At 54.3% G+C, this 23,493-nt stretch carries 20 protein-coding genes and 1 tRNA gene; 7 read left to right on the top strand and 14 right to left on the bottom strand.

All coding sequences use genetic code 11. The annotated features are described in order from the left end of the window. Window positions 1-15: 15 nt before the first annotated feature. Genes ACIPF8_RS17885 through ACIPF8_RS17895 form a run of 3 tightly spaced genes read right to left on the bottom strand, consistent with a single transcriptional unit; the run spans window position 16 to window position 2,998 of the window. Window positions 16-786, bottom strand: a complete 771-nt coding sequence (locus ACIPF8_RS17885; RefSeq protein WP_400423572.1) for a YdcF family protein — start codon at window positions 784-786, stop codon at window positions 16-18. A 2-nt stretch (window positions 787-788) separates the two neighbouring features. Beyond that, on the bottom strand, window positions 789-2,078 hold the full coding sequence (gene waaA, locus ACIPF8_RS17890; protein WP_400423775.1) for a lipid IV(A) 3-deoxy-D-manno-octulosonic acid transferase: 1,290 nt from the start codon (window positions 2,076-2,078) through the stop codon (window positions 789-791). A gap of 38 nt (window positions 2,079-2,116) precedes the next feature. Then, window positions 2,117-2,998, bottom strand: a complete 882-nt coding sequence (locus ACIPF8_RS17895; protein ID WP_400423574.1) for a Kdo hydroxylase family protein — start codon at window positions 2,996-2,998, stop codon at window positions 2,117-2,119. A 229-nt stretch (window positions 2,999-3,227) separates the two neighbouring features. On the opposite strand from ACIPF8_RS17895, the gene fdnG reads away from it, so the two are divergent. From fdnG to ACIPF8_RS17930, 7 genes are all read left to right on the top strand, one after another. Next, window positions 3,228-6,296 carry a formate dehydrogenase-N subunit alpha gene (gene fdnG / locus ACIPF8_RS17900; RefSeq protein WP_400423576.1) on the top strand — a complete coding sequence of 1,023 codons (3,069 nt, stop codon included), beginning with the start codon at window positions 3,228-3,230 and terminating at the stop codon, window positions 6,294-6,296. 8 nt (window positions 6,297-6,304) lie between these two features. Then, complete coding sequence (fdxH, locus tag ACIPF8_RS17905; protein WP_400423577.1) at window positions 6,305-7,267, top strand: formate dehydrogenase subunit beta; 963 nt, start codon at window positions 6,305-6,307, stop codon at window positions 7,265-7,267. Continuing rightward, window positions 7,264-7,905, top strand: coding sequence for a formate dehydrogenase subunit gamma (locus ACIPF8_RS17910; protein WP_400423578.1), 642 nt, complete (start codon window positions 7,264-7,266; stop codon window positions 7,903-7,905). Before fdxH ends, ACIPF8_RS17910 begins: the two co-directional genes overlap by 4 nt. A 144-nt stretch (window positions 7,906-8,049) precedes the next feature. Then, window positions 8,050-8,994: a formate dehydrogenase accessory protein FdhE gene (fdhE, locus tag ACIPF8_RS17915; protein ID WP_400423580.1), complete on the top strand. Its 945-nt coding sequence runs from the start codon at window positions 8,050-8,052 to the stop codon at window positions 8,992-8,994. Next, window positions 8,995-10,452, top strand: coding sequence for an L-seryl-tRNA(Sec) selenium transferase (gene selA / locus ACIPF8_RS17920; protein WP_400423581.1), 1,458 nt, complete (start codon window positions 8,995-8,997; stop codon window positions 10,450-10,452). Further along, complete coding sequence (gene selB / locus ACIPF8_RS17925; RefSeq protein ID WP_400423583.1) at window positions 10,449-12,389, top strand: selenocysteine-specific translation elongation factor; 1,941 nt, start codon at window positions 10,449-10,451, stop codon at window positions 12,387-12,389. The genes selA and selB overlap by 4 nt, the downstream gene beginning before the upstream one ends. 169 nt (window positions 12,390-12,558) lie before the next feature. Then, window positions 12,559-12,654: transfer RNA gene (locus tag ACIPF8_RS17930), tRNA-Sec, on the top strand. Here ACIPF8_RS17930 and waaC read toward each other — a convergent pair. The 11 genes from waaC to ACIPF8_RS17985 all read right to left on the bottom strand — a co-directional run bounded on the left by waaC (window position 12,616) and on the right by ACIPF8_RS17985 (window position 23,268). After that, window positions 12,616-13,647, bottom strand: coding sequence for a lipopolysaccharide heptosyltransferase I (gene waaC / locus ACIPF8_RS17935; RefSeq protein WP_400423585.1), 1,032 nt, complete (start codon window positions 13,645-13,647; stop codon window positions 12,616-12,618). The two genes, ACIPF8_RS17930 and waaC, sit on opposite strands and share 39 nt — an antisense overlap. A gap of 23 nt (window positions 13,648-13,670) precedes the next feature. After that, window positions 13,671-15,059 (bottom strand): phosphomannomutase/phosphoglucomutase, encoded by a 1,389-nt coding sequence (locus ACIPF8_RS17940; protein WP_400423586.1) that lies wholly within the window; start codon window positions 15,057-15,059, stop codon window positions 13,671-13,673. 202 nt (window positions 15,060-15,261) lie between these two features. Continuing rightward, window positions 15,262-15,582 carry an H-NS family nucleoid-associated regulatory protein gene (locus ACIPF8_RS17945; protein ID WP_400423588.1) on the bottom strand — a complete coding sequence of 107 codons (321 nt, stop codon included), beginning with the start codon at window positions 15,580-15,582 and terminating at the stop codon, window positions 15,262-15,264. A 44-nt stretch (window positions 15,583-15,626) separates the two neighbouring features. After that, window positions 15,627-17,555: a polysaccharide biosynthesis protein gene (locus ACIPF8_RS17950; RefSeq protein ID WP_400423590.1), complete on the bottom strand. Its 1,929-nt coding sequence runs from the start codon at window positions 17,553-17,555 to the stop codon at window positions 15,627-15,629. 75 nt (window positions 17,556-17,630) lie between these two features. Then, window positions 17,631-18,191 (bottom strand): sugar transferase, encoded by a 561-nt coding sequence (locus ACIPF8_RS17955; RefSeq protein WP_400423592.1) that lies wholly within the window; start codon window positions 18,189-18,191, stop codon window positions 17,631-17,633. Continuing rightward, complete coding sequence (locus ACIPF8_RS17960; RefSeq protein WP_400423594.1) at window positions 18,188-19,141, bottom strand: NAD-dependent epimerase/dehydratase family protein; 954 nt, start codon at window positions 19,139-19,141, stop codon at window positions 18,188-18,190. Before ACIPF8_RS17960 ends, ACIPF8_RS17955 begins: the two co-directional genes overlap by 4 nt. A gap of 1 nt (window position 19,142) precedes the next feature. Next, window positions 19,143-20,165 carry a hypothetical protein gene (locus ACIPF8_RS17965; protein WP_400423596.1) on the bottom strand — a complete coding sequence of 341 codons (1,023 nt, stop codon included), beginning with the start codon at window positions 20,163-20,165 and terminating at the stop codon, window positions 19,143-19,145. Next, entirely contained in the window at window positions 20,158-20,703 is a 546-nt protein-coding gene (locus tag ACIPF8_RS17970; protein WP_400423598.1) for a serine O-acetyltransferase, read from the bottom strand. Before ACIPF8_RS17970 ends, ACIPF8_RS17965 begins: the two co-directional genes overlap by 8 nt. Beyond that, window positions 20,700-21,836 (bottom strand): NAD-dependent epimerase/dehydratase family protein, encoded by a 1,137-nt coding sequence (locus tag ACIPF8_RS17975; protein ID WP_400423600.1) that lies wholly within the window; start codon window positions 21,834-21,836, stop codon window positions 20,700-20,702. Before ACIPF8_RS17975 ends, ACIPF8_RS17970 begins: the two co-directional genes overlap by 4 nt. Next, on the bottom strand, window positions 21,833-22,408 hold the full coding sequence (locus ACIPF8_RS17980; RefSeq protein WP_400423602.1) for an SIS domain-containing protein: 576 nt from the start codon (window positions 22,406-22,408) through the stop codon (window positions 21,833-21,835). The genes ACIPF8_RS17975 and ACIPF8_RS17980 overlap by 4 nt, the downstream gene beginning before the upstream one ends. Further along, complete coding sequence (locus tag ACIPF8_RS17985; protein WP_400423604.1) at window positions 22,405-23,268, bottom strand: oligosaccharide repeat unit polymerase; 864 nt, start codon at window positions 23,266-23,268, stop codon at window positions 22,405-22,407. The genes ACIPF8_RS17980 and ACIPF8_RS17985 overlap by 4 nt, the downstream gene beginning before the upstream one ends. Window positions 23,269-23,493 lie beyond the last annotated feature (225 nt).

Raw genomic sequence — 23,493 nt, forward strand, 5'->3', positions numbered from 1 at the left:
TGCAGTTCCAGGGCCTTACGAATGGCCGCTGCGGATCCGATACCACAACAATCCGAGCCACTCATGCAAGGCATAAGCGCTACGCTGCATACCCTCCCCCGAAGGCAGGAAACTCAACAACGTCAGCCGATCCCGGCTGAGAAATACGGTCGGTGCCGCCACCGTGTCGAGGCCCGCGTGAACGAACATGGCTTGCGCTCGCAGCATATGCAAGGCATCGGTAACCAGCAAAATTTTCGTTACCCCGGCCCGCTTCAGTATCTCCGCCGAAAAGACGGCATTCTGTTCGGTGTTATCAGATGCGCCTTCCAGCCACTTTACCGGGACCGCAAAATCGTCTCGCAAGCTGTTGGCCATCAGCGCCGCCTCGGATACTTTGCTGCCTTCCGGCATCCCGCCCGACACCAGGATCGGCAAACCAGTCTGCCGCTGCAGCCTGGCGCCATATCGCAGGCGAGCCAGCGTCCAATAATTTGGCGCATCGCTGTTCGCGTATTCCGGCGCATTCGCCAAGCGCCCTCCGCCGAGTATCACGATCGCTTGCGCGTCGCCGGCGCGCGCCTCGACCAAAGGCAAGACGCGCTGTTCCAACGGCGCCGCCAGCAACATGGCCCCGGCTTTACTGCTCAATACCGCCAACAGCAGCAATGATGCAACGCAGACCGCGACGCCGAGGCGTGGATACCTGCGCCGCAACAGCATGCCGACAACGCATGCCAATAGCAGATTAGTCGGCAACAGAAACAACGCACTGACTAGTTTCGTCGCAATTACTGTGCCATGCATGTTCAAGCGCTGGAGATCAACGGCTGCAGCAATGCCATGGTGCGTGCTGTGGCGCCGCGATGCTGGCGTGCAAAGTTGCCGGCTTGCTCGCCCATCGCCTGGCGCTCCTGGTCATTCTCCAGCAGGTGGACTGCGGCATCCAACATATTGTCGACGTCTGTCACCCGTTGCGCAGCACCGGCGGCGATGGCTTGTTCGGTAATCGCGGAAAAATTGAATGTGTGCGGCCCGATCAATACCGGCTTGCCCACGGCAAAAGCCTCGATCAGGTTTTGCCCGCCCATGGGCAACAAGCTGCCGCCGATGAAGGCAACGTCGCACAATGAGTAATAAGCAAACATTTCGCCCATCGAATCGCCGACCAGCACCTTCACTTCCGCAGGCACCTCGGAACTCCCCAAGCGTGTCCGGCGCAACGGCGGCAACCCCTTGCTCGCCGCCATATCGGCCACTTCATCAAAGCGTTGCGGGTGACGCGGCACGATCACGGTGAGCAAATCGGCATATGCCGGATCATGGCTGCGACGCGACAAGGCATTGAGGATCAGTTCCTCCTCGCCTTCGCGCGTACTGGCGCACAGCAGGACTGGTCGCTTGCCGATCTGCGCGCGCAGCGCGCTGCCAACCTCCAGCAAAGCCGGTGGCGGCGTCACGTCGAATTTGACGCTGCCGGTCACATGCACATTGTTACCGCCAAGTTGGCGTAAACGTCCGGCGTCAGCCTCGGTTTGCGCGCCGACGCAGGACATGCCGCTGGCGGCTTCAGTCATCAACGTGGAAAAACGCTTCCCGCGCCGCAACGAACGTTCTGACAGGCGTGCGTTGACCAGCGCCACCGGCACCCGATACTGTCCGCATTGGACGATCAGGTTAGGCCATACCTCGGTTTCCATCAGGACGCACAGGGCGGGCTTGAAATGACGCAGGAAGCGTCCCACCATCCAGCCGGTATCGTACGGAAGAAAGCATTGCTGCACGCGCGGCGACTTGCCGAACAAGGCTTGCCCGGTGGCGCGCCCCGTCGCTGTCATGTGCGTCAGCAGGATTGCATGTTGCGGATAGGCGTCAAGCAGCGCGGCAATCAGCGGCTCGGCGGCACGCGTTTCGCCAACCGACACGGCATGGACCCACAAAAATTTGCGCGACGCCAGTTCCGGCGCCAGGCGCGGATAAAAGCCGATACGTTCCAGTACATGCTGCCGGTAACCTGGCTCCTTGCTGCCACGCCGCCACAAGCGCAGCAATACCATCGGCATTGCCAGCCACCATACTGCCGAATACAACAAGCGGATACGCCAGGCCCGCCCTGCATCAAACCCCACCGCCGATTTCATTCGGTCAGCGCACGGCCGGTGAGACGACGCAGGATCGCCAACGGACTGGCGTCCGGGTCATACTGCCTGGAAGGAGGAAGATGCAAGGTCTGCTCCATCATGTACTGGCCCGACATCACGGCATGCGGCGTCTGGTCGGAAAAACATACCCACACCGATCCGGCAGCAAACGGCTGCGTCACTTGCGGACCGTCTTTCTGATAATCCAGATCCGATTTCATCGCATCATGCAGTTGCAGCATCAGGTGATCGTATTCGCTGCGGAACGACTTGGTCACGTGCAAGGCATTCAATACCTGCGCCTGCCAGCGCGAATACTTCTTCACCCGCGGCAGGAAGCGCTGCGCCACATCTTCGAACGGCTCGCCGACGCGCCAAACGCGCGGCACGCCTTCTGGATTGACGTTGGCGAAGACGCGCAGGATGCGCTCGCCGTAATTCGGTCGCGAAGGAAAGGCATCGACATGCATGCGACGGTCGTCGGCGCGCCAGGATTGCGCGCGCGTTTCCACCTGCATCGGCCGGTAGCTGGTCGGCGCCAGCCGTAACTCGCTGCGCGTGTCGGCATACGCCGGGAGCAAGGAATGGATCAGTTGCTGCGCCTGGGTGCGGAAACGCCCGATCATGTTGGCCAGTGCGGCCTGGTCCGCCGCATCGCCCAACGCGCCTTTCAACTGGCCGTTGGCATCGAGGCTGATATTGCGGCTCTTTGGATCACGAATCGCCGGCGTCAGGAAACGCTGCTCATCGGCGGTGAAAGTAAAACTCAGGCGAGGAAAATACAAGACTTTTCCTGCTTCAAGCGCAGAAATCCAGGCTGAGTTCGGTGTGCTGATCTGCCAATCGGCAGTATCAATGTCGATAATTTGTTGTTCCATGCCCGTATTATGCCGCGTTGCACTGGCGGCGTGAACCGCAGTATCCAACAGCTTGAGGTATAATTACCAATTCGATAACTATCGGAACATTCTGTCAACTCTCCTCCGGACGGTTGCCATGGCAGTGGAAAAGCAACATTTCCATCTATTGGCAAACAGTAATCCATCCTATAATAAAACAGCATGTTCCGACGCGATTTGGCAATACTGCACAAAGAGAGGTCCACCCATGGTTCACATGTCACGGCGTCAGTTCTTAAGAACGACTGGCGCTACCCTGGCAGGTTCGAGTCTGGCGCTGATGGGGTTTTCACCGACGCCGGCTCTGGCGGAAGTGCGCACCTATAAGTTGGCGCGCAGCACCGAAACCCGCAACACATGCCCCTACTGCTCCGTCAGTTGCGGAATCCTGATGTACAGCCTCGGCGATGGCGCAAAAAACGCCAAGGCCAGCGTCTTTCACATCGAGGGCGATCCGGATCACCCGGTCAACCGCGGCACGCTGTGCCCTAAAGGCGCAGGCCTGCTGGATTTCATCCACAGTCCCAACCGCCTGCAATACCCGGAATACCGCGCGCCTGGTTCCAAGGAATGGAAGCGGATGTCGTGGGACGATGCGCTGACCCGCATTGCAACCCTGATGAAGCAAGACCGCGATGCCAATTTCGTCGAGAAGACACCGGAAGGCCTGACCGTCAACCGTTGGCTGACGACCGGCATGCTGGCAGCCTCGGCAAGCAGCAATGAAGTCGGCTACCTGACCCACAAAACCATGCGCAGTCTCGGACTGCTGGCGTTCGATAACCAAGCCCGTGTCTGACACGGCCCGACGGTGGCAGGTCTTGCCCCGACGTTTGGCCGAGGATCGATGACGAACCATTGGGTCGACATCAAGAACGCGGACGTAATATTGATCATGGGCGGCAACGCCGCCGAAGCGCACCCGTGCGGCTTCAAATGGGTAACAGAAGCAAAAGCACATAACAAGGCAAAGCTGATCGTGGTCGATCCGCGCTTTACGCGCTCGGCCTCGGTGGCGGATTTCTACGCGCCTATCCGTACCGGCACCGACATCATTTTCCTCGGTGGCGTGATTCGCTACCTGCTGGAAAAAGATCAGATCCAGCATGAGTACGTCAAAAATTACACCGACTTCACGTTCATCGTGCGGGAGGACTTCACCTTTGACGACGGGATTTTCTCGGGCTACAACGCGGACAAGCACAACTACACCAAGACCACCTGGGACTATGAACTGGGCGACGACGGCTTCGTAAAAACCGATCCAACCCTGACTCATCCGCGCTGCGTCTTCAACTTGATGAAGACGCATTACGAGCGCTATACGCCGGAAATGGTGGAAAGCGTATGCGGCACGCCCAAGGAAAAATTCCTGAAGGTGTGCGAAATGCTGGCTTCGACCGCATCGCCGACGCGCGCCGGCACCGTCCTGTATGCACTCGGCTGGACTCAGCACTCGATTGGCTCGCAAATCATCCGTACCGGCGCCATGGTGCAGCTGCTGCTCGGCAATATCGGCATCGCCGGTGGCGGCATGAACGCATTGCGCGGTCACTCCAACATCCAGGGCCTGACCGATCTCGGCTTGATGACCAACCTGCTGCCGGGCTACATGACGCTGCCTTCGGAATCCGAACAGGACTTCAGCAAGTACATCGCGGCACGCGCCAGCAAGCCAATGCGTCCGAACCAGCTGAGTTACTGGCAGAACTACGGCAAGTTCCACGTCAGCCTGATGAAATCATGGTGGGGCGATGCCGCCAAGGCGGAAAACAACTGGGCCTACGATTACCTGCCCAAGCTGGACAAGCCGTACGACATGCTGCAGGTGTTCGAGCTGATGAAGCAAGGCAAGGTCAACGGCTACATCGCGCAAGGCTTCAACCCGCTGGCGGCAGCGCCGGACAAGGGCAAGATTGGCGCCAGCCTGGCCAAGCTGAAGTTCCTGGTCGTGATGGATCCGCTGGCCACTGAAACGTCCGAGTTCTGGAAGAACTTCGGCGAGTTCAATGACGTCGATTCAAGCCAGATACAGACTGAAGTATTCCGCCTGCCAACCACCTGCTTTGCCGAAGAAGAAGGTTCGCTGGTCAATTCCGGCCGCTGGCTGCAATGGCACTGGAAAGGCGCGGACGCTCCCGGCGAAGCGCGTAGCGACCTGGAAATCATGTCGACGCTGTTCCTGAAGATGCGCAAGATGTACATCAAGGACGGCGGCACATTCCCTGATCCGATCGTCAACCTGGCCTGGCCTTACTCCGATCCGGAAAGCCCGACCGCGGAAGAACTGGCCAAGGAATACAACGGTAAAGCACTCGTGGACCTGGCCGATCCGAAGGATCCAACCAAGATCGTCCGCAAGAAAAACGAGCAGGTAGCGGGTTTCGCCGAGTTGCGCGACGATGGCACCACCGCTTCCGGCTGCTGGATTTTTGCCGGCTGCTGGACTGAAGCAGGCAATCAGATGGCGCGCCGCGACAACTCGGATCCGACCGGCATCGGCCAGACCTTGAACTGGTCATGGGCGTGGCCGGCCAACCGCCGCATCCTGTACAACCGCGCATCTTGCGATGTCAACGGCAAGCCGTTCGATGCCAAGCGCAAGGTGATCGGCTGGAACGGCCAGAAATGGGGCGGCGCGGATGTGCCTGACTTCAAGGTGGACGAAACCCCAACCGGCGGCATGGGGCCGTTCATCATGAATCCGGAAGGCGTGGCGCGTTTCTTCGCGCGTGCCGGCATGGCTGAAGGGCCGTTCCCGGTGCATTACGAGCCGTTCGAAACGCCGGTCGGCTACAACCCGCTGTTTCCAAAGAATCCAGCGGCGACCAGCAATCCGGGAGCGCGGGTATTCCCCGACGATCGCGCCATGTTCGGCAAGGTCGATGCGTTCCCGCATGTCGGCACCACCTACCGCCTCACCGAGCATTTCCACTACTGGACCAAGCATGCGCGCCTGAATTCGATTCTCCAGCCCGAGCAGTTTGTCGAGATTGGCGAAGATCTGGCGAAGGAAGTCGGCGTGGTTGCCGGCGAGCGCGTCAAGGTCAGCTCCAAGCGCGGCCACATCGTTGCCGTCGCGGTAGTAACCAAGCGCATCAAGAAAATGATGATTGAGGGTAAACCTGTGCATCACGTCGGCATCCCGATCCACTGGGGATTCAAGGGCGTGGCAAAAGCGGGCTACCTTGCCAACACACTGACGCCTGGTGTGGGCGACGGGAATTCGCAAACACCGGAATTCAAGTCGTTCCTGGTCAAGGTCGAGAAAGCATAGGAGAAACCATGTCAATGCAATCATTAGATATCAAGCGGGTGTCCGCCACCACCACGCCGCCGCCAAGCGTGCGTGAGCCGGTGACCGGCACCGTCGCCAAGCTGATCGACGTCACCAAATGCATCGGCTGCAAGGCTTGCCAGACCGCCTGTATGGAATGGAACGACCTGCGCGATGACATCGGCGTCAACGTCGGCGTACTGGATAACCCGCCGAACATGACGGAACACTCGTGGACCGTCATGCGCTTCTCGGAATATGAGAATCCGGACGGCAATCTCGAATGGCTGATCCGCAAGGACGGCTGCATGCACTGCGAAGATCCGGGCTGCCTCAAGGCCTGCCCGTCGCCGGGCGCGATTGTCCAGTACAACAACGGCATCGTCGACTTCCACGAAGAAAACTGCATCGGCTGCGGCTATTGCGTGACCGGTTGTCCATTCGACGTGCCGCGCATTTCGAAGAAGGACAACAAGGCCTACAAATGCACGTTGTGCTCGGATCGCGTGGCAGTCGGCCAGGAACCGGCTTGCGTCAAGACCTGCCCTACCGGCGCTATCGTCTTCGGCACCAAGGAAGACATGAAGACGCATGCGGAAGAACGCATCGTCGACCTCAAGGAGCGCGGTTTCGACAAGGCTGGACTGTACGATCCGCAAGGCGTCGGTGGCACCCACGTCATGTACGTGCTGCATCATGCCGACAAGCCGTCGCTGTATCACGGACTGCCGGATAACCCGCGCATCAGCCCGATGGTCGGCTTGTGGAAAGGTGCCGCCAAGCCGCTGGCGCTGGCCGGCATCGCACTGACGGCACTGGCGGGATTCTTCCATTACATCAAGGTCGGTCCGAACGAAGTCACGCCGGAAGACGAGGCTGCAGAAAGAGAAGAAACCGATGCCAAGCGGCGCGCCAAACTACCGGCGACGCCATCCGACAGCAACGTTAACTCGCAGGATCTGCCGCCATGAACCATTCCGAACGAGACGTAAAAAACGACACGATCGAACGTTACAACGCCAAGGAACGCATCAACCACTGGATCGTCGCCATCACCTTCGTGCTGCTGGCGCTGTCCGGGCTGGCGCTGTTTCATCCATCGATGTTCTGGCTCAGCTTCGTGCTGGGTGGCGGTCCCTGGACTCGCATCCTGCATCCATTCATCGGCCTGGTGATGTTCATCTGCTTTGCCGTGCTGGCGATTGGATTCTGGCGCCATAACCTGATCGAAAAGAATGATGTCGAATGGCTGAAGGGGATTCGCGATGTCGTCAACAATCGCGAAGAAAACCTGCCGCCGGTAGGTCGCTACAACGGCGGCCAGAAGCTGCTGTTCTGGATGATGATCGGCTGCATGATCGGCCTTCTGCTGTCCGGGATCGTCATCTGGCGCGCCTGGTTTTCGTGGATGTTTCCGATCTTCGTGATTCGCGCCGCCGCTGTCCTGCATGCAGTTTGTGCATTCCTGCTCATCGTCGGCATCGTCGTGCATATTTATGCCGCGATCTGGATCAAGGGCACCGTGCGCGCCATGACGCGCGGTACCGTCCCACGCGCCTGGGCCCGCAAGCACCATCCGGCCTGGTATCGCAAAATGACTGGTGAATGAAGGACGGCCCGGAAAGCCTTTAATGGCTTTTCGGGCTATCCTGTCCGCTAGCCCCACAATCGTCTTGAATTTCCCAAGGTAATTCACGAAAATAAAGAACGGCCAAGTATTACGATTAGGCCGTATCAAAATGAAGGAACTGCCTTGCAACGCATCCTCGAACCGGGCGAAATTGAAGCGCTCGACCATAACAGCATCCCGCGCATACGCATGCCGGAGCGTGCCACCGTATTCAAAACCCGTTCCCAGCGCCTGAAACAGCTGGCATCGGGCAATCCTATCGGCGACTATCTGCGCCTGATGGCGATATTGGTAGAAGCACAACAACAAGCGTTGGACCGGCTGTCCGCCGAGCCGGACAACAACGCCATCGACCAGGCGCGCGTCAATCTTGCGCATGCCCATCTGATGCCGCTCATCCTGGCCAGCGATCAAGTGCGCAGCCCGCATTGGCAAGGCGTACTGGAACAACTACTGGACCATGTCGCGCAAGTCACCGCAGCGCAGGACATGCCGACGCCACTGCAAGAACTGCTGACGCGTATCCGGAACAGCAGTCAAAATGAACGCGATAGCCAAGCCGAGGCCATTCTCCAGCGCAGCAACGCCGCCGTCGACCCGATCGCCGCCCCCTTCATTGCTGCGGCCCTGCAAGTCGTTTGCGTCGACCTGGTAAGCCGCTTCAAAGTACGTGATGTGCCATTGCTCGACACACCCGGCGTTTGCCCTTGCTGCGGCACGCTGCCGGTAGCCAGCGTGGTGCGGATGGATGGCGAGTCGCAGGGGCATCGTTACCTGCAATGCGGCATGTGCGCCGCCGAATGGCATATGGTGCGTATCAAATGCACGTCTTGCGATTCGACCAAGGGCATCGCCTATCAGGCCATCGAAGATGGTTCACAGGCTGTCAAAGCCGAAACCTGCGACGAATGCCACAGCTGGCTGAAAATCTTCTACCAGGAAAAAGATCCATACCTCGAACCGTTGGCGGACGACCTGGCCAGCGTGACGCTGGATCTTCTGATGGGCGAAACCGATTACGAGCGCCGCCACGGCAATCCCCTGCTCTGGCAATCCATGGAGAACTGAATGACCGGAGCCAGCACGCAGACCGTCACTCCGATCGCCGCCAAGGCTTCTGCCAGCGATCTTCCTTCTGTAGATCGTATCCTGAACCTGGCGGAAGTCCAGCCGCTGCTGGCCCAATTCGGCCGTACCCAACTGACCGGCGCGCTGCGCAAGCATCTCGACCAACTCAGAGCCGCAGCCTTGGCCGACAGGCTAACGCCAGCTGATGTCGATACCACCCAACTGGTTTCCGCCCTTGAAAAGCAATTGGCGGCAGCCAACCAGCCACGCCTGCGCGCGCTGTTCAATCTCACCGGTACTGTATTGCACACCAATCTCGGCCGCGCCTTGCTGCCGGATGAAGCGGTTCAGGCCGTGGTCAGCGCACTGACCACGCCAGGCAATCTCGAATTCGACCTCGACAGCGGCGGCCGCGGCGATCGCGACAACCTGGTCGAAGATGTGTTGTGCGAACTGACTGGCGCCGAAGCGGCGACCGTGGTCAACAACAACGCCGCTGCCGTGCTGCTGATGCTGAATGCGCTGGCGCAAAAAAAGGAAGTGATCGTCTCGCGCGGTGAGCTGGTCGAAATCGGCGGCGCCTTCCGGATTCCCGACATCATGCAACGGGCTGGCGCCAAACTGGTGGAAGTCGGCACCACCAATCGCACCCATCCGGCAGACTATGCCAATGCCATCACCGCACGCACCGCGATGCTGATGAAAGTCCACTGCAGCAATTACGCCATCAGCGGCTTCACGCGCAGCGTCGAAGTCGACGCGCTGGCGCAACTGGCGCAGCCGCATGGCATTCCCGTCACCGTCGATCTCGGCAGCGGCACGCTGGTCGATCTGGCGCAGTGGGGCTTGCCCAGCGAAACCACGGTACGCCAGACCATCCAGCAAGGCGCCGACCTGGTTACCTTCAGTGGCGACAAGCTGTTGGGCGGACCGCAAGCCGGCCTGATCGTCGGCCGTGCCGATCTGATCCGCCGGATCAAGAAGAATCCGCTAAAACGTGCACTGCGCGTCGGCAAGCTCACCCTGGCTGCGCTGGAACCGGTGCTGCGACTTTACCTGGCACCGGAATTCCTGACTGAGCGCCTGACGACATTACGTTTGCTTACCCGCCACCAACTGGCGATACGCACCCAGGCCGAACGCCTGCTGCCCGTATTGCAAAGCGTATTGGGAACCCACTACACCGTCACCGCGGAAGCGATGTTCAGCCAGATCGGCAGCGGCGCGATGCCGGTCGATCAGTTGCCAAGCTATGGCCTCGCGGTGCGTGCCGGTAATGCCGCCAACGGCGGCAAACGCCACGGCCGTGCGCTCGACAAGTTGGAAAAAGCCTTGCGCCAGTTGCCGCGCCCAGTGATCGGACGCATCGGCAACGATACGCTGTGGCTGGATTGCCGCTGCCTGGAAGAGCGCGACGAAACCTTGTTCAGCACGCAACTGCGCGCCATCGCCCTATGATCGTCGGCACCGCCGGACATATCGATCATGGCAAGACCACGCTGATCAAGGCACTGACCGGCGTCAACACCGATCGCCTCAAGGAAGAGCAGGCGCGCGGCATTTCAATTGAACTCGGATACGCTTACACACCGCTGGAGAATGGCGACGTGCTGGGATTCATCGATGTGCCGGGCCACGAGCGTCTAGTCCATACGATGGTGGCAGGCGCATCCGGCATCGACTTTGCATTGTTGGTGATCGCCGCAGACGACGGCGTCATGCCGCAAACGCGCGAACATGTCGAGATCCTCCAATGGCTAGGCATCCGCGCCGGCGCAGTCGCGTTGACCAAGACCGACCGCGTTGACCAGACGCGGATTGCCGAAGTCAGCGAAGAAATCCGGCAATTCCTCGCCTCCTCCGCGCTCGCAGACATCCCGATCTTTCCGGTCGCCGCCCATCTTCCGCAGGATGCCGGAACCGCAGCGCTACGACGCCATTTGCATGAAGTCGCGCAGCATCTGCAACCGCGGCGTGACGACGGTTTGTTCCGCCTGGCGATAGACCGCGTATTTACGCTCGCCGGGCACGGCACCGTCGTCACCGGCACCATATTCTCAGGCAGCATCGAAGCCGGTGATCACATCGCGTTGATGCCGTCCGGAGCAACCGCGCGCGTTCGCAGCCTGCATGTACAAAACCGCGCGGCAACAAGCGGCCACGCAGGACAGCGTTGCGCGCTCAACCTGAGCGGCATCGACAAAGACGCGATCAAGCGCGGCGACTGGGCCGCAGATCCGCGTGCAATGACAGCGGTGACGCGCGTTGATGTCGAGCTGCAGCTATCGGCCGGCGCCGGCGTGACAATACGCAACCGCTCCCCGCTCCACGTGCATCTGGGCACCTCGCATCAAGTCGCGCACGTGACGCTATTGGAAGGAAATTCACTAGTCCCCGGCAATCGCGCCAGGGTGCAGCTGCAATTTGAAAATCCGCTTTGCACCACACCCGGCGACCGCTTCATCGTCCGCAACGCACAGGCCAATATGACGATCGGCGGCGGCCGCGTACTCGATCCGTTCGCCCCTGCGCGCAAGCGCCGAACCCCGGAGCGCCGCGCATGGCTCGACGCACTGGAACACATGCTCGACGGCGCAGGCATGACGGCCTTGCTGCAAACGGCGGCGCCCGACGGCTTGCGCCTGTCGACATTGATGCAATTAAGCGGTTTGCCGCCAGCGGCGCTGGCATTGCCGGATAACGTGCAACTCGTTGCAACCGGCTCGCAGGAACAAGATCACTTTGTCATGCTGTCGGCCGAATGGCTGTCGCTACAAACTCGCGCAACAGCCGCACTGGCTGATTTTCATGCGCGCTTCCCGGACGAACAGGGAGTGGACGCCGCCAGGTTGCGACGCATGACGCTGCCCGCACTTGACATGACGCTGTGGCAAGCAGTCATCACGTCGCTGCTGAACGAAGGCGCAATCCTGCGTAGCGGACCGTGGCTGCATCTGGCGGAACATGTGGTGACTTTGTCGGAAAGCGAACAAGTGCTGGCGCAGCAATTGCTGCCAAAGCTGGCGACCGGACGCTTCGATCCACCGTGGGTGCGCGAGCTGGCGAAAACCCTAGCCATTCCCGAAGAACAGGTGCGGCAATTGCTGCGCAAGATGGTCAGGCAAGGCATGGTGTACCAAATCGAACGCGATCTGTTTTACCACCGCGACTGTGTGCGCGAACTGGCGCAGCTGGTGGCCACGCTAGCGACCGAACAATTGCCGGTATCCAGCACCGTGTCCCACCCAGGAGTAAACGCAGCCAGCTGGCGCGATGCGACGGGCCTCGGCCGCAAGCGCGCAATCCAGATACTGGAATTCTTCGACCGCGTCGGCTATACCCGTCGCGTTCGCGATACGCACATGTTGCGCGGAGGCGATGCAGTTTCATTCTGATCGCGTCGATGCGCAATCAATCGGGATCAAAGCAATTCAGAAAATCGTATCAGAATGTACAATACCGTTTTTGCAAGTCCGCAATAGGCAGCCACTGCAAGCGGCATGGAACAGACGGTGGCTGCGCTGCAGATATTGAGCGCGCCCACCAGGCGGAAAATGAAAACAAGGAAGGCATACGTATCCGGTGATACGGCCGGGCTTCAAACCCGGAGGGGGGTGCCAGTCACTCCCGGGTAGGTTCGACTCCTGCTGCCTTCCGCCATTGAATTTGACTACCCAGACTATCCAACGCCAGTAAAACCTCATCGACGGTTGGAGGCTTGCCGATGTCGCCCAGATTGATAATTTGCGATGACCAATTACCCTCGGTCTTCCAGCGCGGAGAATCGCAATACAACTCGATGGTTGGCCGATTGAAGGCGGCCGCGATATGCGTCAAGCCGGTGTCGACGCCAATCACCAGTGCGGCGCGCTGGGCCAGCAGCACGGCTTCCATCAAAGGCAATCGCGGCAGCACGCGGGCATTGCTCATCTGGCTCGCCAATTGCTCCGCAACACGCTTCTCAGCTTCGCTACCCCAAGGCAGCAAGACCAGCATCCCACGCTCGGCCAGCAAACCCGCGATCTGCACCCAATGTGATGCTGGCCATTGTTTTTCTGCGCGCGCGGTGCCGTGGAAAAAAACGGCATACGGCTGATCCGGCATCCAGGGTGGCAAATCTGCCGCACTCATTGACGGCATGTGCATGTTGAAGTCGGCTACGCCATCGACATGGTAACCAAGCGCTTGCGCCGCGACCTGGCGCGCCCGCAGCACGGCGTGCGTGTGCAAGCCGACCGTCACGCTCTTGGTGTGAAACAGACGCGACAGCGGCTCATAACCCGAACCCTCGGTTGCATTCCCCAGACCGATGCGCTGTCCTCCGGGGGCAAGGCGCGCCATGCGCATCACCACGCTGGTTTTCAACAAACCCTGGGTATCGAAGATGACGTCGTAAGCATCCTGCTTCAGCTGTCGACGGAAATTGGCGATCTCCGCCCGCGTGGCCGCTGAAAGCAAGCTTTTGCGCCAGCGCCGCAAGGCAATCGGGATAATGCGGCGCACTTCCGGATTCATCCGCACCAGGCTGGTGTAGCCCTCCTCGACAACCCAATCTATATTTGCATCGGGATAATGGCATCGAATGTCGGACACCATCGGCATGTTGTGAACCACGTCTCCCAGTGAAGAGACGCGGACAATGAGAATGTTCAAACCTGGTTCGCTTCGACAGAAGATTAGAAAGGCAAGACGGCATCCGGCTTGGCAGCCAGGATCACGCGCTTGAACTCAGCCTGGATGCGCGCCAGGGCCTGCCCAGACTCAGCCTCGAAGCGCATGACCACTACCGGAGTAGTGTTGGAGGAACGCACCAGGCCGAAACCATCTGCATATTCAACCCGCAGGCCATCGATCTTGATGATGCTTTCTGCGCCGACAAAATCCGCGTCGCTTTGCAGTTTTTCGATCAAGACGAAATTCTCCCCTTCATTCAGGGTGAGATGCAATTCAGGCGTGCTGCTTGACTGCGGCAAGGCATTCAGGATGGCTGAAGGATCGTTTTCGCGGCTCAACAACTCAAGCAATCGTGCGCCCGCATACATGCCGTCATCAAAGCCGTACCAACGATCCTTGAAGAAAACGTGCCCGCTCATTTCACCGCCGAGCGGTGCGCCGGTTTCGCGCATCTTGGCCTTGACCAGTGAATGGCCGGTCTTCCACATCAATGGCTTGCCGCCGCGCTCGGCAATCCAGGGCGCCAGATGACGGGTGCATTTGACGTCATACAAAATCTCGCGACCAGGATTGCGCGTCAACACATCGGCCGCAAACAACATCAGTTGCCGGTCCGGATAAATGATCTGTCCATCCTTGGTGACTACACCAAGGCGATCGCCGTCGCCGTCGAATGCCAAGCCCAATTCAGCATCCGAATTTTGCAAGGCGCGAATCACGTCCTGCAGGTTTTCTGGATGAGCCGGATCGGGATGATGATTAGGGAAAGTGCCGTCCACCTCGCAAAACAGCTCTTGCACTTCACAACCGAGCGCACGGTACAACTCCCCAGCAAAGGCGCCGGCAACACCGTTGCCGCAGTCGACCACGATTTTCATCGGCCGCGCCAGCTTGGTATCACCAATAATGCGCTGCAAATAGGCATCCTTGATGTCATGCTGGCGATAGCTGCCGGCGATTGAAGACACAGTAGCGCTGAGATTGTCGCTGACGATCGCCTGGTACAACTGCTGAATCGTGTCGCCGTAGATCGCCTCGCCCGCCAGCACCATCTTGAAACCGTTGTAATCCGGCGGATTATGACTGCCGGTGACCATGATGCCGGATTGTGCTCCGAGAACATGCGTCGCAAAATACACCATCGGCGTCGCCACCAGCCCCAGATCAACAACATCGACACCTGCATCCTGCAATCCAGTCGCCAAGGCCCCGGCAAGCTCCGGCCCGGACAAACGGCCGTCCCTGCCAATAATTACGGTTTTCTCGCCCCTTATACGGGCTGCGACACCAAATGCATATCCGATCTGTCGGGCGATGCCGGCATCCAATGTTCGGCCAACTATCCCCCGGATGTCATAGGCCTTAAAAATCGATTTGGAAAGTGACAGCATAATTTTTTGTATAAGCGCAATGGCTGGTTGTAGCGAGACTCAACATGAAACATCTAACTAACTCTCGCTATAGCCAATGCAAAGGAAAGATGCAAGAACCAACCGGGCAACAGCCTGAAAACAAGCGCCTGCCCAGTGGGCTTTCCGCAATCAGGAATGCATGCTGTGCGGCAAAGTGGCACAGCGAATGGTAAAACCTTGTTTAGACCCGTATGGCATCCAGTGTTTGACCGGAAGCAACCCACTCCTGTACCCACTTGGGCTGACGACCGCGACCTGTCCACTGCAAGGTGGAATCAGATGGATGGCGATAGCGCACGGCAACCTTCGCCTTGACCGGCAAACCTTTAGTACGCGAACCAGCTCCCAGCAGATCTTGCAGAGAGATGCCTGCGCTTTGTGCAATTGCCAAAATCTGCTCACGCGCTTTGGTCAATTCTTGCTGTTCCCGATCTTTCAAAGACTGCTGGATCTTGTCCTGCAGTACACGCAATTCAGCAACCGATAATCCCGATAAATCCATACTACCCCCACGAAATGAAATTTAATCAAATACTGCTTTGGCAATTAGTGCAACAAGACATCACCAGCCGAGCGCTGCTTCGCCCGCCAGATGAAATCCTCGATCCCACACTGCGGAGAATATTCAGCGACAGCCCGCAACAATAAAGCACGCACTTCCTCGTAGGCGAATCTATTGCAGGCGTCATCCAATTTGGCCAACAGATCTTCAAGAACGTTCCACGGAATCTCAATCTCCTGTGCGCGCATGATCAGCGGGTGCTCGGTTCCCTCCACATTTTCGCCGATCAATAGCTCCTCATATAACTTCTCGCCGGGACGCAAACCGACATGGTTGATTTCTATCGTGCCATCGGGCGTCAGGTCGGAAAGTACCTCCAACCCACTCAAATGGACCATGCGTTTCGCCAAATCGATAATCTTGACCGGCTCCCCCATATCCAGCACGAATACGTCCCCCCCCTGTCCCATCGCACCGGCCTGCAGCACTAATTGCGCTGCTTCAGGGATGGTCATGAAATAACGCGTGATTTCAGGATGCGTTAACGTAATTGGCCCACCAGCCATGATTTGCTTGCGAAATAGCGGCACGACTGAACCGGACGAACCAAGTACGTTCCCAAACCTCACCATGCAGAATCTGGTTTTTGACACACTCTTGGCCTGTACGCGGGAAAACGCCTGTAATATCAGCTCCGCGAAACGCTTGGTGGATCCCATTACATTCGTCGGACGTACCGCCTTGTCAGTTGAAATCAATACAAATGATTTGACGCCTGCGGCCATGGCGGCCTTGGCCACACTTAACGTCCCGAACACATTATTCCGGATTCCTTCAATCGGATTATGCTCGACCAACGGTACGTGTTTGTAGGCCGCAGCGTGATATACGGTTTCCACAGCAAAGGTCCGCATGATGCGTTCGCACTTCTCTGTCTCCAATACCGACCCTAAAAAGGGCAGCAATTCGATATCCAGATCCAGGCTTCTCTGTAGTTCACTTAACTCTTGCTCGATCGCATAGAGGCCGAATTCCGACATTTCAAGCAATATTAGACGTGACGGCCGCTGACGAACAATCTGACGACAAAGCTCGGACCCGATGGAGCCACCAGCACCGGTTACCATAACCGACTTGCTTGCGATACAAACGGAAATCAATTCCGGATTTGGCTCCACAGGATCGCGTCCCAGCAGGTCTTCAATTTCGACCTCGCGGATATCCTGCACGCGCAATTCTCCGTTGATCAAGCTTTTGATCGGGGGTGTTACTTTAATCTTGACCTTGAGCGGCTCAAGCTTATCGAGGATATGTTTCTGCTGCAGCTTGCTCAAAGACGGCATTGCCAGCAAAATTTCCTTGCAATTGTAGCGCGCAATTAAATCGTGTATTTGGTCAATCGAGAAAACCTTAATCCCAGCAATAGTCGCCCGTTGCAACTCTTTTTTGTCATCAATAAACGCCACTGGCAGATATTCGTTGCCAGCGCGCAAAGCACTCGCCAATTGCGTACCTGCTTGGCCGGCACCATAAATCGCTACGGGCACCGCACCAACGATTCCGCTGACGCGCAACAAGTATCCTCGCGCTAGAAACCTGCTGGCCGCGACATACAGGATCGCACTGACCCAATAAATACCAAAAACCGCGCGGGAATAACCCGCAGTTTGTGTAAATGTACCGATTGCCCCAAGCGCGATCACCGACAATGTGACGCCCAGCACTACAACATAGACAATTTTGTGATCTATAAAACGGATGACGGCTCGATACAAGCCGAGTCTGATGAAAATCGGTATAGATATCAGCGGCGCCGCGACAATCAACAAACCGTACTGGTGCAACAACCAGCTGCTCAGACCATCATGCCGCAGCCATATCGCAAGGCAAAATGTTAGCGGCAGCATAATAAGGTCAGCAGATGCTGCAATTATTTGCTTCTTTAGGCGCGATAAATTTAAAAATGAAATCATGTCGATAATTCAGTGTTTCACTACGATAGGAAAATTGAAACATCAGCGGAAAGCTCTTTACTGAGAAGCCGGCTCTCAGTGCGTAATTCCATCTCTTCGAATGACTTTGAGAAAAGTCAGAAACATGATTTTTATATCAAGAAAAAAAGATTGGCGCTGTAGATATTCGACGTCCAGCTTTACCTTCTCTGGGATAGGTAGCTCATCCCTGCCGTTTATCTGCGCCCACCCCGTCAATCCGGGCAATAATTTATCGACTCCATGTCTCGTCCTCAGCTCTACCAGATCATCCTGATTAAATAAAGCCGGCCTGGGGCCAACGAAACTCATATCTCCAACTATTATGCTCCATAATTGTGGCAATTCATCGAGACTCGATTTGCGCAAAAAAGATCCCACTGGGGTCAGAAATTTTTTGGGGTCTGGCAATAAATGCGTGGCAACCGCTGGCGTATCAATTCTCATTGTACGGAATTTTGGCATTTTGAATATCTTATTATTACGTCCGACACGATCGGACCAATAAATAATTGGTCCGATTGACGTAAATCGGACCAGGAGGGAAATAATGATTATCGGAATAATCAATATGATCGAAATGATTAATGCGCAAGACAAATCAAAAAATCTTTTCATTGTGAACCCAATATATATTCTTTACCAGTTTTAATTAATGCTTGAGCCGTTGTATATGGCGCTGTCCAATTAAGTTTTTCTTCTGCCTTACTGATATCAACCCGCAACTCCGAGTTCAATTTATCAAATAATTGTCTTTTTCCAAATAAACTACAAATAGCGATCAGAAACATTTTCGGCACAGGAAAGATCATTTGTGTCTTACTCATTCCCTTGCCGAGCCCCAAAAAAATATCGGATAAGGTGACGGTTTCCTTATCGGCAATCAGGAATGTATCCCGTAATACCCCCGGATAATCTGCGCAACGTCCCAAGAAACTGGCGAGATTCCAAACACTCACCAAATTCCGTCGCGCCGCCAGGCTTCCGAATGGAAGCGGCAATCTACGAGAAGCAAGTTTCAGCAAGAGGCCAAAATTGCCTGGTGCATTCGGACCAAAAACCAGCACAGGGCGCACGATTACATACTCTATCCCGGCCTGCCCGGCGATTTTCTTGACAGCCTGTTCGGCCTCCAACTTACTAATTGCGTATAAATCGTGCGGACTTTCGACATCCGTCTCTACAAATGGCCGATTGGCATTTTTGTTGCCATTAACACCAATCGAGCTGACATACACAAAGCGTCTGACTCCTGCATTTATCGCCAAGTGCAAGAGTTTTTCCGTCATCCCGACATTTACTTGCCGAAATTCATGCAATGGGTCGGTGACTGTATCGTTTAATACATGCGCTCTGCCGGCAAGATGAATAACTGCGTCACAATCCTTCAAGGTGTCGCCAATGACTTCCAGGTTATTGAAGTCGGCGACAACTAGTTCATTCTTTACTCCTGGAATCGAAGCGCCACGAGTCCTGACCAGTGCCGTCACCTCATGGCCTGCACTACTCAAGTATTGACACAAATATCGACCAACAAAACCCGAAGCCCCGGTAACAAGAATATTCATATCAATTTTTATCTGGAATCGAAAATACTTCGCGCAGCCAACCGTCTATGGAGTATTTTTCATACAACTCTTCAGGTAAATCAACGTAAGGAGTGTGGAAAAATTCGCTTTCGATGATCGGATTTTCTCTATCAATGATTTTGATATTTTCTTTGCGATAAAAATCGTACCTCTTTACATTCGCATTAGTCGTAATAAGTTTTTTGCGAGCCCCAAGCATCTCTATTGTCCGCATGGTTAATCCCGTCTGATTCGGATGCTGAAAATCAAGAATTGAGCTGGATTGGGAAATTACAGATAATACATCTTTTTTACCCATTGGCAAAAAGGAAAAATCTGATTTTTTCGAATGCCAGAAAACAGGAACAAAGATTTTTTTCAACCAAAAAATATACTTGCTTGGGACAAAAAGGAAGAAAAAACCACAAAAACTCTCATCAGGCATTGCCGATTTTATTTTCTGCAATAATAGATAGCGGTCACTATGTGCCGTACCAATGAAGCTTATATCGTATTTAATATTCCCAATAGGTAAATCGCGATATTCATTCAAGAAAAACAATGGGCGCAACTTTATTCCAGCAATTGCCTTGGCATCCTCATCGTCAAACGTAAATGCTGAATCGAACAATTCAATTGATTTTTTGAAATTATTATTATTTTTTACCGAATCATAAGAATAATAAATAAATTTTGCCTCGGGATTTTGCTTTCGTAATCCGACTAAAATTTCGGCCGGCATACACTCCATCTTCACAATAAAAATGAAATCGTAGCCGCTAGAATGCTTCTCCAATAGGGCTGAAAAGTATTTCTTTATTTTTCCCTGCTGCGTTTGCGGAATCACTCGGATAGCAAATTTCGACCATGCGCTATTCGAAGGGCGATCGTCGTAAAAATCGACTTGTGCACCTAGGCTTTCAAGTCGATTTTTTATTTCGCGTTCATAGCCAAAAAACTTGGGGGCTATGAACAGGATTTTTTTCCCGCAAAAAAAATTTTCCACTTTATTTAGATCAATCAATTCTGTTTATTGGTTTTGCCGGAATACCCACCACGGTGGTCCCTGGCCCAACATCTTCAAGCACCACGGCGTTTGCACCTACCCGCGCATCATCTCCGATCAAGACGGCCCCCAAAACCTTTGCGCCGGCACCGATTATCACGTTGTTGCCAACAATTGGGCGTGCCTCCGCCTGGTACTCGATATCGACTTCACGGGCGCCAAAAGTAACATTATGGTAAATGGTTGCATTTACACCGATACGCAGCGCACCGATGACAGTTCCCTGTGTATGAGGAAAATAGAGCCCGGGACCGATTTCACAGCGCACAGCGATTTCAAGACCAAATATGACGAAATTCACCATCGACAATATCTTGGCCAGCGGCGACAACTTTTTCTGAAAACACCAATGAGACAGACGGAAAATGACAATAGGCGTAAACCTTGGCGAAAATGTTGCCAACATTAACCCTAGTGCGGTCGGGCTTTTCCCAGTCTGGCCCGAAAAAAAATATTGCCTAGCCAAGTCAGCATACAAGGTCTCTTTCAATCTCATGACATCATCTTGCGTTTTTTCAGCTCTTCATTCGCTTTGTCCAGACCATCTTCAGGCAAAGGCTGCGACAATACCCAGCTGGTGAATTCTTCAATCCCCTTTTTCAATGACATTTTCGGCGCAAAACCGAGCTTCCCACGTATCTGACTCAGATCAGCATAGCAATGCCGGATGTCGCCAAGACGATACTGCCCAGTCACTTCAGGTCGAATTTTTCCGCCAAAGGCATCCACGAGCATATTGGCAATTTCAAGCACCGAGGTAGGCTCGCCAGCACCAACGTTGAACGTTCCGCCATTAGCCGCTTCGCTCTCCAGCGCCAGTTGAATTGCCTGCACGATATCGCTGACATGCACGAAGTCCCGACTTTCGAGTCCATCCTCAAAGATCGGCAAGGACATGCTACGGCGAATGCGCGTCGAAAAAATCGACAATATGCCGGTATAAGGATTATTAAGCGACTGCCCTGCTCCATATACATTCTGGAAACGCAACACTGCGGTTCCGATGCCCAGCGAATCGCCAGCGATGCGGATCAGATCCTCCTGAGCATATTTAGTCGCGGCATATATCGAGGCTGGACTAGGACGTGCCGACTCGGGAGTCGGTATTGCAGTCAATGCCGAGGCACATGACGGGCAAAGTGGGTCCCATTGATGGCTCTTTAGCTGGGCGGCGGTTCGCGCACCGGGGAAAACATCACCATGGGTCTTGCAGCGATACGCGCCCTCGCCATATATCGAGCGCGACGATGCCAGAACAATCTTTTTGACTGCATGAGGATTGTTGGCTAGGAAATCCAGGATAAGTGCAGTTGCCTGTGTATTGACTTCGTTGTAATGCGCAATCTGATACATAGACTGCGCGGTCCCAGTTTCCGCAGCGAGATGCACAATCATGTCGGCATTTGCCAGCGCCAACTTGATTGCCGATGGTTCACGCACGTCAGCTCGAATAAATTCAACCCCTTGTGCCAGCAATACCTGGCCATCCACGTTTGGATAGTGGCCATGGATTTGCGGTGACAGGTTATCAAGAATGGTTATCTTATAGCCATCACTCAAAAGTTTAAGGGCGAGATTATTACCGATAAACCCTGCGCCACCTGTAATCAATATATGGCTCTTGCTCATTTCCAATCTCCAAAACCTAATTTTTTCTCTATCAGAGCACAGATTACGTGCCCCCAAAATATATGAACCTCTTGAATTCTCGCTGTGATTTCACTTGGAACAATAAGTGGAGAGTCGACTAATTTTCCAAGCTTTCCCCCATCTTTGCCAAGCCAACCGATAGTATGTATTCCAAGTTCCTTTGCAACTTCCACAGCCTTAATTATGTTTGTCGAATTTCCCGACGTTGAGATCGCGACCAATACATCTCCGTTATGACCCACTCCTGCCAATTGGCGGGAAAAAACTTGTTCGTAGCCGTAGTCGTTTGCAATGCATGTCAATGCGGAGGTGTCCGTTGTTAATGACAATGCGGGCAATGCCGGACGATCATCGACCAAACGTCCAACCAACTCCGCAGAAATATGCTGAGAATCGGCAGCAGATCCACCATTCCCACAGAAAATAATTTTATTCCCATTTTTTATCGAGTTCGCACAAATTGCAGCAGCGGCATCAACTAAAGTTTCCATTGCTACAATTTTTTGAAATAATTCAACATGCTGTTTTAATGATTCAGAAAAAATGGTCATTTCACTCTCAGTAATCCAAAATTTAAAATAATTCTCTGCAATACAAACCAGGCAGCCAAGTAAAGTTCACCATGCAACGGCACCATATATAGCGATATTGTTGCCTGAACCGCTAATGAAAATAAAAATATATCATCTTTATTTTTTATAAATAATTCGTAAAAAACCCATGAAAGAATTCCAGAAAAAAAACCTGATATGGCCACGCCAAAAATCCAAAAATCCAAATACAAAAAAGACCAGGGACTAAAAGCCGGATAATAGCCCGCATCTGCAGCCCCAGGATATAAAAATTCCTGAATGAGAATTTGTCCATAAACCAAAGGTTTGTCTGGGGCGAATGATCTAGGTATGTACCCCCAAAAACTACTTAAAAAAGCCTCACCGTATTTGGGTCCGATCTGGTCATATTTAGAAACAAACTCAATGGTTTTTTGAAAATAATCAAAATATGCAAATGCGCCACCCAAATCCGTAGTTGTTCCCTGAATCAATTGCAACGATAGAAAGCCTGCTAGTAGGCCGGCTGCCAGCAGAACAAAATACTTCAATCTTATCGGCTTAACATAGTTCACATAATAAAATATCACTAAAAGCAAATTCACCATCAACACTTGCTTCGAACCGGTAAAATATGTCGAACACAAAATTATCATTAGCAATGGAGAAATCTTGAGAAACTCTAATTTTGTCGTTGGCCTGATTGTATATAAGATATACAACAAAAGAAAAGAAATTCCCCAAATCCAGAAAAGATAATAATTACCAGCTCCAAATTTATTATATTGATATGCCTCTCTGGGGTCAGATAACCATAATGCTCCTCCTCCACCCGCAGTCGCTAAAAGGTAGAAGTTCACAAAAACAAATATGCAAATCAGAAAAAAAACAATGATCGAAAATTTAGTTTTCGTTCTTGGCATTCTCAAAGAAACTAATTTTGTTAGCCGATCCGCTAGAATTAACAGCCAACGAGGCCGTATCAAAAATGGCAAGGAAAAGCATACGACATATAGAGAATGTAATGCCAGCGCATCAACAATGTCGCCATCAGAAAATTCGGTGTAATTAAAATAATATATTAA

Origin of the sequence: Collimonas sp. NPDC087041 (assembly GCF_044745265.1) — a bacterium.
In the GTDB taxonomy this organism is placed as follows: Bacteria; Pseudomonadota; Gammaproteobacteria; order Burkholderiales; family Burkholderiaceae_D; genus Collimonas.

Excerpts from the sequence above, each read along its gene's own strand:
- ACIPF8_RS17885 (WP_400423572.1), bottom strand. The coding sequence starts at position 786 with ATGCATGGCACAGTAATTGCGACGAAACTAGTCAGTGCGTTGTTTCTG.
- ACIPF8_RS17895 (WP_400423574.1), bottom strand. The coding sequence starts at position 2,998 with ATGGAACAACAAATTATCGACATTGATACTGCCGATTGGCAGATCAGC.
- fdxH (WP_400423577.1), top strand. The coding sequence starts at position 6,305 with ATGTCAATGCAATCATTAGATATCAAGCGGGTGTCCGCCACCACCACG.
- ACIPF8_RS17910 (WP_400423578.1), top strand. The coding sequence starts at position 7,264 with ATGAACCATTCCGAACGAGACGTAAAAAACGACACGATCGAACGTTAC.
- selA (WP_400423581.1), top strand. The coding sequence starts at position 8,995 with ATGACCGGAGCCAGCACGCAGACCGTCACTCCGATCGCCGCCAAGGCT.
- selB (WP_400423583.1), top strand. The coding sequence starts at position 10,449 with ATGATCGTCGGCACCGCCGGACATATCGATCATGGCAAGACCACGCTG.
- ACIPF8_RS17940 (WP_400423586.1), bottom strand. The coding sequence starts at position 15,059 with ATGCTGTCACTTTCCAAATCGATTTTTAAGGCCTATGACATCCGGGGG.
- ACIPF8_RS17945 (WP_400423588.1), bottom strand. The coding sequence starts at position 15,582 with ATGGATTTATCGGGATTATCGGTTGCTGAATTGCGTGTACTGCAGGAC.
- ACIPF8_RS17950 (WP_400423590.1), bottom strand. The coding sequence starts at position 17,555 with ATGATTTCATTTTTAAATTTATCGCGCCTAAAGAAGCAAATAATTGCA.
- ACIPF8_RS17955 (WP_400423592.1), bottom strand. The coding sequence starts at position 18,191 with ATGAAAAGATTTTTTGATTTGTCTTGCGCATTAATCATTTCGATCATA.
- ACIPF8_RS17960 (WP_400423594.1), bottom strand. The coding sequence starts at position 19,141 with ATGAATATTCTTGTTACCGGGGCTTCGGGTTTTGTTGGTCGATATTTG.
- ACIPF8_RS17970 (WP_400423598.1), bottom strand. The coding sequence starts at position 20,703 with ATGAGATTGAAAGAGACCTTGTATGCTGACTTGGCTAGGCAATATTTT.
- ACIPF8_RS17975 (WP_400423600.1), bottom strand. The coding sequence starts at position 21,836 with ATGAGCAAGAGCCATATATTGATTACAGGTGGCGCAGGGTTTATCGGT.
- ACIPF8_RS17980 (WP_400423602.1), bottom strand. The coding sequence starts at position 22,408 with ATGACCATTTTTTCTGAATCATTAAAACAGCATGTTGAATTATTTCAA.